Here is a 13,057-nt window from a genome sequence, read left to right as displayed (position 1 = left end):
GTCAGGCCCACTTGGCGGTGAGGACGTTGATGCCGGGGTAGGGCTGGGCCCTTATGCCGGTGAGTCTGCGCGGGTCCCAGGCGGTGATCAGCTCGTTGTGGACGACCGGGTAGAGGACGGCCTGTTCGGCGACGACGTCGATGTACTCCTGGATCATCGTCTTCTTCTTGTCCGGGTCCGGTTCGCGGGTGGCCGCGTCCATGTCCTTGAACAGCCGCTTCGCGACAGCGTTGTCGGACCAGCGGGCGTAGCCCGTCCAGAGGTTCCCGGGGCCGTAGTTGTAGTGCATGATCAGGTCGGCGTCGAGGCCGAACTGGTTGGGGTTCGAGACGGCGGCGACGACCTGGTAGTCCTGCTTCTGGTCCATCTTGGTGAACACGGCCGTGGTCTCCTGCGGGGACAGGGTGGTGGCGACGCCGATGGCGTCCCAGGACGACTTGATGGTGGGCAGGCAGTCGACGAGCCAGCTCACGTTGACGGCGAGGACGTCGACGTGGAGGCCGCTGACTCCGGCGGCCCTGAGGAGCGCCTTCGCCCTGTCGGGGTCGTGGTCGTAGACCGTCTTCGCCCTGCGGTAGGCGGGGTTGGCCTCGTTCAGGAACGAACTCGCCGGTTTTCCGTGGCCCTTGAGGGCGACCTCGACGATCTTCGCCTTGTCGATGGCGTAGTGCAGGGCCTGGCGGACCCGGACGTCGTCGAAGGGTCTGTGCCGCGTGTTGAACATCAGGAACGCGTTGTTCATCCCGGCGCCGCCGCCGACCGACAGGCCGCCCTGTTCGAGGCGGGGGATGTTGGCGTAGGGGATGTTGTCGGAGATCTGCGCGCCGGCGCCGGCGCCGGAGATCCGGGCCACGCGTGAGGCCGCGTCGACGATCGTCAGCCAGTTCATCTTCCGGAAGGCGGGCGCGCGGGGGCCGTTGTAGCGGTCGTACGCGGCGAAGGTGGTGTTCGACTTCGGATGGTGTCCGGTCTGCCGGTACGGTCCCGAGCCGATCGCCAGTCCCCTGATCGCGTCGTCCCAGGCGCCGGGCCGGGAGAACACGTGCCGGGGCATGATCTTGGCGAGGGTGAGGCGGGCGATCCCGTCCGGGAAGGGGAACCTGAGGACCAGGTCGACGGTCCGGGCGTCGACCTTGCGGACCTCCTTGAGCCAGCTCGCGAAGAAGCCCCGGGCGAGGGTCTGGGTGCCGGGGTCGAGGATCCGGTCGAAGACGAAGACCACGTCGTCGGCGGTGACCGGTTTCCCGTCGTGGAAGGTGGCGCCCGGGCGCAGGGTGAACCGCCAGGTGGTGGCGTGCGCGTCGGCGGGCAGCCGGGTCGCCAGCGCCGGGTAGGGGGCGCGGGTGATCGGGTCGGTGTCGGCCAGGCCCTCGTAGATGTGGTTGTTGGCGGCCATCGCGAACGCGGACGCGGTCTGGGTGGGGTCCCAGCTGCCGTCGTTGCCGTAGCCGATCACGGCCGTGAGAGTGCGGGCGGAGCCGTCGCCGCCGAGGTCGATCGTGGACTTGGGTCCGCACGCCGCCAGGGCCGGCAGGGACGTCAGCGAGGCGGCCGCGCCCAGTGCGCCGGTGTGTTTCAGGAACGTCCTGCGGCCGTGGCCGTGACCGTGACCGTGGGTCGCCTCGTCGCGCACGGTGCCTCCAGCGTGGGGGAAACGGAGACGTCGGACGTCCGGTGTTCAGCGCGACCATAAGAAAGGCTTCAGGGACGGTCAAGGCAAGGCGCGCGAATGGCGTAAACCGTCAGAGGTGGGACCAATGACACCACGAAGGTGGGGTTCTCCACGGTGCCGGTGTGCCGTCGGAGCAGTGGGTGCGGGCGTGCTCCTCGCTCTCGGGAGCAGTGCTCCAGGAAGGGCGACGCACGGGAGGAGTAACCGACCCGCAGCCGTAACCGCCTTGATCTGCCCCGCCCGCCCTGGGCACCGCTCCTGCGGGAGTGCGCGCTGCGCTACACGGCCCCGCGTGCTGCTGCGTTCTCCAGTCGCCGGCGCAGCGGTTGCAGTAGCGCCGGGTCCACGGACAGTGTCTGCTGAAGGTCCGCCAGGTCCTGCAGTGTTTCGCGGATACGGGAGGGCTCCGGGGCGCGCGCCAGGAAACGCTCAGTCTCTTCCGCTGCTTTGTCCCACTCGGGGAGCGCACAGTAGATCACCAGAAGACCGCCTATGGCGTCCGTGGCATCAGATCCTTCGGTGGACGCCTCGTCGGTGAGGACCGCCACAGCCTTACGCCAATGTTCGTGCTCCTGAGAATTTCCGAGCAGTCGCAACGTCACGGCGGTTTCGAAGTGTGCCCAGACGTCGTCGGGGTCGAGTTCCACGGCGCGGTCGAAGTCGGCGAGAGCGTCCTCGTAGTGGGCCAGGGCGCGGCGGGTGACGCCGCGTTGGACGAGGGTCCAGGCGTGGGCGCTGTCGAGTTCGACGGCGCGGTCGAGGTCGGCCAGCGCGTCCTCGTAGCGCCCCAGGGCATGGTGGGTCTGTCCACGGCTGCCGATGGCCCAGGCGTAGGCGCTGTCGAGTTCGACGGCGCGGTCGAAGTCGGCGAGAGCGTCCTCGTGGTGCCCGAGGACGCGGTGGGTCTCGCCTCGTTCGGCAAGGGCCCACGCGTTGTCGGGACCGAGTTCGACGGCCCGGTCGAGGTCGGCCAGGGCCTCGTCGTCACGGTCCAGGGCGCGGCGGGTGACGCCACGTTGGGCTATGGCCCAGGCGTAGGCGCTGTCGAGTTCGACAGCACGGTCGAAGTCGGCCAGCGCGTCCCCGTAGTGCCCCATGAAGCGGTGGGTGATGCCTCGTTCGGCGATGGTCCAGGCGTCGTCGGGGTCGAGTCCGACGGCACGGTCGAAATCGGCAAGCGCGTCGTCGTAGCGCCCCTGGAGGCGGCGGATTTCACCTCGTTGAGCGAGGGTCCAGGCGTTGTCGGGGTCCAGTTCGGCGGCGCGGTCGAAGTCGGCGACGGCGTCGTCGAAGTGCTTCAGGGCTCGGTGGGTTTCACCTCGTTGGTTGAGGGTCCAGACGTAGCTGTTGTTGAGTTCGATGGCCCGGTCGAGGTCGGCCAGCGCGTCCTCGTAGCGCCCCAGGGCATGGTGGGTCTGTCCGCGGCTGCCGATGGCCCAGGCGTCGTCGGGGTCGAGTTCGACGGCGCGGTCGAAGTCGGCGAGGGCGTCGTCCTGGCGGCCGGCGAGGCGGTGGGTCTCGCCCCGTTGGGCGATGGCCAACGAGTAGGTGTTCTTGAGTTCGAGGGCACGGTTGAAATCGGCGACGGCGTCGTCGTAGCGCTCCATGACGCGCAGGGTGATGCCTCGTTGGACGATGGTCCAGGCGTCGTAGGGGTCGAGTCCGATAGCGCGGTCGAAATCGGCGACGGCGTCGTCGTGGCGCTCCATGACGCGCAGGGTGATGCCTCGTTGGGCGATGGTCCAGGCGTCGTCGGGGCTGAGTCCGACGGCGCGGTCGAGGTCGGCAAGGGCGTCGTCGTAGTGCTCAAGAGCGCGGTGGGTGATGCCGCGGTAGGCGATGTATTCGCCGTCGTCGGGGTTGAGTGCGACGGCGCGGTCGAGGTCGGCCAGCGCGTCGCCGTAGCGGCTCAGGAAAAGGTGGGTGAGCCCGCGTCCGTAGTGGGCGCGGTCGAGACGAGGATTCAGCGCGAGGGATGCGGCATAGTCGGCCAGAGCCTGCTGGTAGTTGTTGGCCGTACGGTGTTCACGGCCACGGAGACAGCGGATGAGTGCTTGGTCCGCGGTGGCCAGCTGCGGGGCGGTCATCAGTTGGGTCAGGGCGGTGACGAGGACGGTGGTGTCGTCGGCGTCCGGTGCAGGAGGTGTCAGTGATCGCGACCAGGCGGACAAGGCGGCTGTGTCGCTGTCGGTTCCGGCTTGAGCGAGGATCTGGCTCCAGCGGCGCAGCGCGGCGGCTCCCTGGTCGCAGGCGTGCAACACCTGTACCAGCGCGCCGGGCAGAGCCTGATGAGGATCGGCGCACAGGCGGTGGTACGTCTCGTTCAGCCGGTGTTCGCGCCAGGCCCCGTCGGCCCAGTGCTGGTCGGTGGAGAGAGCTTCTTCCAGGATGCGGCGGCGTTGCTGGTAGGTGTCCGCGAGCAACGTGTGCTGCTGCTGCCAATGGGTGGGGGATTGCGTGCGCTGCAGGCGGAGCATGGGGGTACGGACAACATCGTGGTAGCGGCACCGGCCGGCCTCCCCGGTGACGAAGGGCAGACCGCGCAGCCAGGCGTACTCGTCTGCCGCCGTCTCAGGCGCAATGGTCCGGAAGAGATCCTCATCCAGTTGCAAGGGCAGTGCGCAGGCCAAGGCGGTGGTGCGCCGGTGAGGGCGGGTTTCCCACTTCAGGAAGCGTTCGACAGCGGTATCGGAGGGGTCGCCTATCTCCCCGGTGTTGTGCGGGCGGGTCTGGGCGAGCAGATCGACCAGCACCGGGAGCCGACCGGTCAGTTGCAGGACGACCTCGATGACGTCCGGATCGGTGACGCCGCGGGCGGCGAGCAGCCTGCGGGCCTCTTCTTCGGTGAACACCTCGAGAGGTACCTCGGCCACCAGCTCCAGATGGTCGCCCCAGCATCGTGTGTCGAGCCGCCCCTGCCCGGACAGCACGGCCACCAGATTGACTGGGAGTTCTCCGTATTCCTCGCCGGTCAGGACGTCACGCAACCAGGTGTTCAGGACCGGGCCCGTCTGCTCGAACACGTCGAAGAACAGCACCATCCAGTCATGCCGCTCGGCTGCCTCGGCCAGGTCTCGCAGGAACACCGGTGTCAGCGTCTGCACCGGAGAGAGGACGAGCTGGACGTCGTCGTGGTTGCGCAGCCGGGCGCTGAGCGCGGCGCGTAGTCGGTCGGTGCTCTGAGCCAGCTGCTGCGGGTCCATGGCTCCTGCCACCGCCCCCAGGCCCGGCACCAGGCCCAGGCCGGCCAGACCGGCCTGGGCCATCACCATGCTGGACACCGACGCGGGGGGCGACTGTCCTGCCTCCATCGCGCTGCCCGCCGCCTCGGGCCCGGCAGCGCCGATCTGGAGTGCCTCGGCCTCGTGACGGCGTTGCCGGTAGACGGCGAGCAGCTTCTCGAACCGCTTCAGGACTACCTGCTGACGCCCCAGCTGAGTGCTGATCGTCTCCATGGCCTCGATGACACTGTGCACGTCGTCGTCGAGATAGGCGGTCACCGCCTGCCGCTCCCGCGCGACGGTCTCCCACTGCCGGACCAGCGACGTCTTGCCGACCCCGGCCTGGCCGTGCACGTGAAAGAGGTACTGAAAAGCATCGTCGGCCGGATCGTGACTCAGGTTCTCCCGGAACACACTCAGCTCGCCGCGCCGCCCGATGAAGCCGCTCCGGCGGCGGCGCCGATTGAGTTCCTGCCGCGATGGTCTGCTCCCCGCCACGCGCATCCCCCCTTGGACCCTGACCATGATGCGCCCTCGCCTCGGGCGCGGGTAGCCTCGTCGGCCGTCCCGTCCGCGGATCGCCGGTGAGCCGTCCCGGTCCACGGCCCGGTACGAGCAGGTCCGGATCGCCGGTCCGTCCCGGCAGGACCGGATCCGCGCCCCTTGCCGCCGCGCCGTCGCCGGCCGACCGCAGCCGGACAAGCCGGACGGAGTGGTCGGCCCGGCGGCCGGCGGTACCAGATGCCCGCGCCCGGCCCGGGAGCGGCCGGAGGAAGAACCGTCGTGGACACCCGCCGTCAACGCAGGGCCGACGATCTCTCGATCGCCTGCCAAGCCGCGCCCTCCGCCCCGCCGCCGGCCTCATGGGGACACGGCACCAGGGGCCGAGGTGAAAGAACCTACGGCAGCGTCTTCTCGTACGACGTGTCCTGGTCGGAGTCGTAGACGAGCTTGCCCGTCGCGTCGTAGCCCTTCAGGTGCGGGGCGGCGGTGACCTGCTTGTGCAGGGTGCCGGTGGCGACGAACCAGCCGTGGTCGAGGACCGCCTCGCCCGCGCTGTCGCCGTAGGAGACCGTCATCGTGGCCACCGAGGCGCGGTAGCCGCCGACGACCCCCCAGCGGAACGGCAGCTTCCAGTTGCCCTTGTCGATGACCGACTGCTGGTACAGCTTGCCGCTGTCGGCGTCCGGGACCACGGGCGTCCGCGCATCGCCGAGGGGGTCTCCGACGCCGGTGTTCAGGCCGGAGGCGGCGCCGTCCTGCACGGTGCAGATGAGCCGGGCCGGCACCGGCTTCTCCTGCACCGCGACCACGAAGTAGCCGTCGCCGGGGGCGTTGGAGTCACCGGTGCTCCGCATCGCCAGGATGATCCGGTAGTCGGCCGGCTTGCCGAGGCCGGTGTGGACCGGGTCCTTGGGCAGGCGGTGCGCCTTGTCGTAGTCGAGGCACTTGGCGAGTCCGGCGGCGGCCTGCTCGAAGGTGATCCCGTCCAGCAACTGGTGCGCCGCGGAGGCCGGGCGGGCCGGCGCCGTCGGGGTGGCCGGGCCGGTCGGGGCCGGGCGGGCGCTGGTGAGCACGGTGGGGCCGGGCCCGGCGGGGCTCGCCGCGGTGCTGCCGCCGCCCAGCGCGCACGCGCCGACCGGCACCGCCGCCAGGGCCGCCAGCGCCGCCCCGCCCGCTGCCAGGCGCCGCCGCCGCTCCAGCACACCCCGCCGGCGGATCTCCGGGTACGGCACCGGTGACGGCCGGACCAGGGACGCGTCCCCCGCCAGCAGCGCCCGCACCCGGGCCTCGAACTCCGGCTCGGCCGCCCCGCCCTGCTTCTGACCGTTCACCTGCTGCCTCCCTGCGCGGGCGCCGCGTGGCTCATGGCCCGCGCGAGTCCCGGAAACGTACGCAACTTCGCCAGGCCCTTGGACGCCTGGCTCTTGACCGTGCCCGGGGAACAGCCGAGCACCTCGGCGACCTCCCCCTCGGACAGGTCCTCCCAGTACCGCAGCACCACCACCGCGCGCTGCCGGGGCGGCAGCCCGGCCAGGGCCGCGAGCAGCGTGCCGCGCTCGTCGGCCCGGGACACGGCGTCGTCGTACCCCGCGCGCTCCGGCGGGGCGTCGGTCAGCGACTCGGCGACCCGGCGCTTGCGGAACCGGTCGCTGTTGCAGCTGACCAGCATGCGGCGGACGTACGCCTCCGGACGGTCGGTCCGGGAGACGCGCCGCCAGGACCGGTAGGCCTTCGCCAGCACGGTCTGTGTCAGGTCCTCCGCGTGGTGCGGGTCGCCGGTGAGCAGGTAGGCGGTCCGCACCAGATGCGACCACCGCGCTCTGACGAATTCCTGGAACTGAGCCTCTAGCTCGGCCTGCATCGGTCACCCCCTCGCCCTCCAGACCACCGGATCCGGGGATTCGGTTGCCCGGTGGGCCCGGGCGGACCGCTCAGGGGGCCGGGACGCGGCGGAACTCGATCGTGTCGTACGCGGTCCTCGTGCCGGTCTCGTACAGCACGCCCACCGTGGACCGGTCCACCTGGACCAGGTCGGAGTAGGCGGCCTTCCGGTCGGACAGGGTGAGGAGTCTGCCGAAGGTGACGCCCCGGTCCCTGCTGGTCCACAGGGCCATGGACTTGCGGGCCGTCGGGACCGAGGGGCCCGAGAAGACCAACGGGGCTTTGCTGCCGTCGAGTTGGAGGACCGAGCCCTCGACCACGGGGACCCTGGCGAGGGTCGGCTGGACGGTGTAGGCGGCGTCCAGGTGCTCGCCGCCGTCGCTCGACCAGGCCTCCAGGCGGTTGCCGGAGCCGGAGCCGTCCTGGTTGCGGGCGTTGAAGTAGAGGCGGCCGTCGGGCAGTTGGGCGGCGGTGGTCTCGTTGGCGTAGTCGTGGCCGGTGTAGGAGTCGTCGACGAAGCCCAGGTGCCAGCTGAGGCCGCTGTCGTCGCTGTAGATCGCGTGACCGCCGTAGTACTTGGCCTCCCGGCCGGTGTCGGCGGAGCCGGCCCGCGGGGCGGCGGAGTGGTCGGCGGCGACGACCAGGCGGCCGCGGTGGGGTCCCCGGGTGAGCGCGACGGCGTGCCCGGGGCCGGTGGCGTACCAGCGCCAGCCGGCGGGTTTCACCCGGGCGGTGATCTCGCGCGGGCGGGTGAAGCGGCGGCCGTCGTCACTGCTGTGCTGCACGTACACCCGGCGGCTCTGCGCCTCGGTGACCTGGCCGCGCATGATCTGCGCCTCGCTCACCGAGCCGGCGTTGTACGACGTCACCAGGACCACCTGGCCGCTCCTCGGATCCACCACCGGTGCCGGGTTGCCGCGGGTGTCCCCGCCGCCGGCGGCCACCACCCGGAGCGGGTCCCAGGTGCAGCCGCCGTCGGTGGAACGCCTCAGCACGACGTCGATGTCACCGCTGTCCCCGGTGGTGGTGTGCCGGCCCTCGGCGAAGGCGAGCAGGGTGCCGCGCGGGGTGCGCACGACGGCCGGGATGCGGTACTGGGCGTACCCGTGCTCGCCGGAGACGTACGGCACGGAGGACGCGCAGCCGGCCGCCCAGGCCCGCTGTTCGACCGTGAACGCCCCGAGCAGCAGGGCGGTGGCGAGGGCGATCCGGCCCGCACGGGTCACAGGAGAGACAGGGTTCACCTTTCCATGGTCCTCGCACTCACCCTCCTCGCACCCGCATAACACCCGAAAGGGTCAATTGGTTTGGCGGATCGTCAGTTCCGGCGCGGCACGTCGACCGTGACCGGGGCGTCCTCGCGGGCCGGCAGCGACGGGAGGCGTACCGCGGGGCAGCGCGGGGGCAGCGCGGGGGCAGCGGCCGTGACCGCCGCCACGGTCGGCACGGCCACCGGCGTCCGGCGCATGCCTGACACTCACGCGCTCCCCCCGGTCCGCGGCGGCACGCGAGCCGGAGGGGATCCGAACTCCCGGCGGCCCGCGCCCCGGGCGGCCGGGGTCAGGACGGCAGGCGGGCCGCTGCCAGCAGGCGGCTCACGTCGTCGGCGCAGATGGTCAGGGCCGCGCCGACCGTGCCGAGGACCTCTCGTTCGGCGTTGGTGTAGGGGCCGTCGGCGAGTGCGATCCGGGCCGCCTGGAGGAGCAGGGCCTCGCGGCCCACGGGGGCGAGATGCGGGGCCAGCGGATCGAGGGCCTCGTGCAGCTCTATCGCCAGGCTCGCGCGGTACGGCTGTTCGAAGACCCGCCCGGTGTCGGCGACGACGGCCTCGACCAGCGCGCTCAGCTGGTCCTCCGTGGCCTCCTCGAAGCCGGCCGCGCGGACCGCGCCCGCCGCCGCCTCCAGGGACGCGCGGGAGCAGGTGCCGCCCGCGGCGAGGACGGCGAGGGCGACGGTGTGCACGGCGTCGCGGAGCATCGCCGAGAAGCGGGAGGTGGTGGGGTGGTCAAGGACGTCGGTGCCGTAGTGGTGGCGGCAGGCGGCGCACTCCACGACCGGCCCGGTGGTGCCGCGCGGCAGTACCGGCACGCCGAGCAGGGTGAAGCGGCGACGGCCGGTGAGCCGCTGGTAGTTGCGGTCGCCGCCGCAGCCGGGGCAGAAGAACTCGCCGTCGCCGACGGGTGTCCATGCGGTGCGGGTGCCCAGGATGCGGGCATGCCTGGCGGTTCGGCAGTCTCGTCCCCGTACTGGCAGCACGTCGCACCTCCGTAACGCCGTGGCAACATCGCCACCGCTGGCGTGATGTTAGCCACATGGGGGAGCCGTAGTCAGTACCCCGTACGAGACCCGTCCGTGACCTGCCCGTCGAGTTGGCCGGGAAACGACGGGGCCCTGATCGCCACGAGAGCTGATCAGGGCCCCGAAACCGCCGGTCAGAGTGGTTATCGCGCCGCGCGGTTGACGGCGGAGACGACCGCCTTCAGCGACGCACGCGTCGTGTTCGCGTCGATGCCGATACCCCACAGGATCTTGCCGTCGATCGCGCACTCGATGTAGGAGGCGGCCTGCGCGGAGGCACCCTCGCTCATCGTGTGCTCCTGGTAGTCCAGGAGACGTACGTCGATGCCCAGGCCCTGCAGCGCGTCGAAGAACGCGGAGATCGGGCCGTTGCCGGAACCGGTCAGCACGGTGTTCTCACCGTCGACGGTCGCCTCCACGGTGAGGGTGTCCACGCCGTCCGTGTCGGTGGTCGACTGACCCGTGCGGACCTGGATACGGCCCCAGGGGTTGTCCGGGTTCGGCAGGTACTCGTCCTGGAAGACCGCCCAGATGTCGGCGCCGGTGACCTCGCCGCCCTCGGCGTCCGTCTTGGCCTGGATGATCTTCGAGAACTCGATCTGCATCCGGCGCGGCAGGTCCAGCTTGTGGTCGTTCTTCAGGACGTAGGCGACGCCGCCCTTGCCGGACTGCGAGTTGACCCGGATGACCGCCTCGTAGGAGCGGCCGACGTCCTTCGGGTCGATCGGCAGGTACGGCACCGCCCACTCGATGTCGTCGACGGTGACGCCCTTGGCGGCCGCGTCGGCCTCCATGGCGTCGAAGCCCTTCTTGATGGCGTCCTGGTGGGAGCCGGAGAAGGACGTGTAGACCAGGTCGCCCACGTACGGGTGGCGCGGGTGGACCTCCATCTGGTTGCAGTACTCCCACACGCGACGGATCTCGTCGATGTCAGAGAAGTCGATCTGCGGGTCGACGCCCTGCGAGAACAGGTTCATGCCCAGGGTGACCAGGTCGACGTTGCCGGTGCGCTCGCCCTGCCCGAACAGGCAGCCCTCGACGCGGTCGGCGCCCGCCATCACCGCCAGCTCGGCGGCGGCGACGGCCGTGCCGCGGTCGTTGTGCGGGTGGACGGAGATGCAGACGTGCTCGCGGCGGGAGAGGTTGCGGTGCATCCACTCGAAGCGGTCGGCGTGCGTGGAGGGCGTCGACCGCTCCACCGTGGCCGGCAGGTTCAGGATGATCTCGCGGCCCGGACCCGGCTGGTAGACGTCCATGACCGCCTCGCAGACCTCCAGCGCGAAGTCCAGCTCGGTGTCGGTGAAGATCTCGGGGCTGTACTGGTAGCCGAACTCGGTCTCCGGACCCAGCAGCTTCTCCGCGTACTCCATCACCAGCCGCGTGCCGTCGACGGCGATCTGCTTGATGTCGTCCTTGGAACCGCGGAAGACCACGCGCCGGAACACCGGAGCGGTCGCGTTGTACAGGTGGACGGTGGCCCGCCTGGCGCCCTTCAGCGACTCCACGGTCCGCTCGATCAGGTCCTCGCGGGCCTGGGTCAGCACGGAGATCGTGACGTCGTCCGGGATCGCGCCCTCTTCCTCGATGATCGAGCGCACGAAGTCGAAGTCGGTCTGGCCGGAGGCGGGGAAGCCGACCTCGATCTCCTTGTAGCCCATCTTGACCAGCTGGTCGAACATCCGGCGCTTGCGCTCGGGCGACATCGGGTCGATCAGGGCCTGGTTGCCGTCGCGCAGGTCGGTGGAGAGCCAGCGGGGGGCGACGGTGATCCGCTTGTCCGGCCAGGTGCGGTCCGGGATGTCCACCTGCTCGTAACGGCCGTACTTGTGGATCGGCATGCTGCTGGGCTGCTGGCGGTTCGCCATGATGACGGGGCTCCTAGTGGGTGTCCGGAAGGACGGCCGACGACGCAACGCGAAGCTCCGCGGGGAGGGAGTCGACCTGGACTACAGGCCCTCGCCGCGGCAGCTAAGAAGAAGCAGCCCGAAACGCATGATGCTCCGCATGCTAGCCGAGCCCCTTCGGACGCGGGGCGCCGTATCAGTATGCGGGACTGCGGGGATGAACAGGACAAAAAGTGCGTCATACCACTCCCCCTCACGGAGCGTGGCCAATTGTCACCGTATTTCACCAATCATGGTTGCAGGTAGTGACAGTCGAGTGACTCGATGCGAAGGTGCGGTGCATGACGACCAACGGGGGCTCTGAGCCCGTCATCCGCCGCACGCCCGTCTTCTGCGGGATCGTGCCGCCGCACATCCTGGACCACCTCGCCCAGCACGAGGACCGAACGCTCTCCGACGCGGCGCTGCGCACCCTGCAACACGACTCCGCCGCCCGCACCCGCCGCCGCGTGACCGCGGTCCGCACCCTGACGACCGCCGCCGCCCCGGCCGCCGCCGACAGCACACCCCACCGCACGATCTACGACGCCGGGCACCGCACCGACCTCCCCGGCACCGAGGTCCGCCAGGAAGGCTCCGAGCCCGGTCAGGACGCCACCGTCAACCGCGCCTACGCCGGCCTCGGCGCCACCTTCGAGCTGTACCTGAAGGCGTACGAACGCGACTCCATCGACGGCAGCGGACTGCCGCTGAACGCGAGCGTGCACTACGACGTCAACTACGACAACGCCTTCTGGAACGGCGACCAGATGGTGTTCGGCGACGGCGACGGCGAGATCTTCACCGACTTCACCAGCTCCGTCGACGTCATCGGCCACGAGCTCACGCACGGCGTCACCCAGTACACCGCGAACCTGGAGTACTACGGCCAGTCCGGCGCCCTCAACGAGTCGGTCTCCGATGTCTTCGGCTCGCTCATCAAGCAGTACTCCCTCGGCCAGACCGCCGACCAGGCCGACTGGCTGATCGGCGAGGGCCTGCTCGCCCCCGGCGTGCACGGCGTGGCGCTGCGCTCGATGAAGGCCCCGGGCACGGCCTACGACGACACCCGCCTCGGCAAGGACCCGCAGCCGGCGACCATGCAGCACTACGTGAAGACCAGCCGGGACAACGGCGGTGTGCACATCAACTCCGGCATCCCCAACCACGCCTTCTACCTGCTCGCCACCGCCCTCGGCGGCAACGCCTGGGAGCGGGCCGGGCAGATCTGGTACGACGTCCTCACCGGCGGCGAACTGCGCTCGGACGCCGCGTTCGCGGACTTCGCGAAACTCACGGTCGCCGCGGCCAAGGCCCGCTACCAGGCGGGCGAGGAGAGCGAGGCGGTCCTCAAGGCCTGGGCCCAGGTGGGGGTGCAGGCCTCCTGACCGTGCGGGGGCGGGGGTGCGCACCGCCCGGTTCTGCACTACACAGGGACCCATGCGTATTCAGGTGAGGCGCACGGGCGGGTTCGCGGGCATCGAGCGCCGGGCCGAGGTGGACACCTCGGTCATGACTGTGGGGTGTCCTTACTTGGGGAGGGAATCGAGAGAGGGGCCGAGGATCCAGCTGGCGATCTCTCGGATCGCGCCGTCACC

General features: G+C 70.5%; 9 protein-coding genes. 1 reads left to right on the top strand and 8 read right to left on the bottom strand.

Annotation, left to right across the window (positions count from 1 at the left end; genetic code table 11):
• Position 1: 1 nt before the first annotated feature.
• The 8 genes from AB0P24_RS42050 to leuA all read right to left on the bottom strand — a co-directional run bounded on the left by AB0P24_RS42050 (position 2) and on the right by leuA (position 11,441).
• Positions 2–1,633 carry an ABC transporter substrate-binding protein gene (locus tag AB0P24_RS42050; RefSeq protein ID WP_365803704.1) on the bottom strand — a complete coding sequence of 544 codons (1,632 nt, stop codon included), beginning with the start codon at positions 1,631–1,633 and terminating at the stop codon, positions 2–4.
• Positions 1,634–1,950: 317 nt separating this feature from the next.
• Positions 1,951–5,247 carry a tetratricopeptide repeat protein gene (locus AB0P24_RS42045; RefSeq protein WP_365803702.1) on the bottom strand — a complete coding sequence of 1,099 codons (3,297 nt, stop codon included), beginning with the start codon at positions 5,245–5,247 and terminating at the stop codon, positions 1,951–1,953.
• 545 nt (positions 5,248–5,792) lie between these two features.
• Entirely contained in the window at positions 5,793–6,728 is a 936-nt protein-coding gene (locus AB0P24_RS42040; protein ID WP_365803700.1) for a hypothetical protein, read from the bottom strand.
• Positions 6,725–7,258, bottom strand: a complete 534-nt coding sequence (locus AB0P24_RS42035; protein ID WP_365803698.1) for a SigE family RNA polymerase sigma factor — start codon at positions 7,256–7,258, stop codon at positions 6,725–6,727. The genes AB0P24_RS42040 and AB0P24_RS42035 overlap by 4 nt, the downstream gene beginning before the upstream one ends.
• Before the next feature lie 70 nt (positions 7,259–7,328).
• Positions 7,329–8,468, bottom strand: coding sequence for a sialidase family protein (locus AB0P24_RS42030; protein ID WP_365803750.1), 1,140 nt, complete (start codon positions 8,466–8,468; stop codon positions 7,329–7,331).
• A 128-nt stretch (positions 8,469–8,596) separates the two neighbouring features.
• The gene (locus tag AB0P24_RS42025; RefSeq protein WP_365803696.1) at positions 8,597–8,755 is read right to left on the bottom strand and encodes a hypothetical protein; all 159 of its coding nucleotides are present in this window, start codon (positions 8,753–8,755) and stop codon (positions 8,597–8,599) included.
• 83 nt (positions 8,756–8,838) lie between these two features.
• Entirely contained in the window at positions 8,839–9,534 is a 696-nt protein-coding gene (locus AB0P24_RS42020; RefSeq protein WP_365803694.1) for a TerB family tellurite resistance protein, read from the bottom strand.
• Between the two features lie 185 nt (positions 9,535–9,719).
• On the bottom strand, positions 9,720–11,441 hold the full coding sequence (gene leuA / locus AB0P24_RS42015) for a 2-isopropylmalate synthase (protein ID WP_365803692.1): 1,722 nt from the start codon (positions 11,439–11,441) through the stop codon (positions 9,720–9,722).
• A gap of 320 nt (positions 11,442–11,761) precedes the next feature.
• Between leuA and AB0P24_RS42010 the strand changes: the two genes are divergently transcribed.
• Positions 11,762–12,847 (top strand): M4 family metallopeptidase, encoded by a 1,086-nt coding sequence (locus AB0P24_RS42010; protein WP_365803690.1) that lies wholly within the window; start codon positions 11,762–11,764, stop codon positions 12,845–12,847.
• Positions 12,848–13,057: the final 210 nt, after the last annotated feature.

This window comes from Streptomyces sp. NPDC086519, from assembly GCF_040686075.1.
GTDB classification, from domain to species: Bacteria; Actinomycetota; Actinomycetes; order Streptomycetales; family Streptomycetaceae; genus Streptomyces; species Streptomyces shenzhenensis.
The sequence above is the reverse complement of the archived record's forward strand: the minus strand, read 5'-3'. Positions and strand labels throughout refer to the sequence as shown.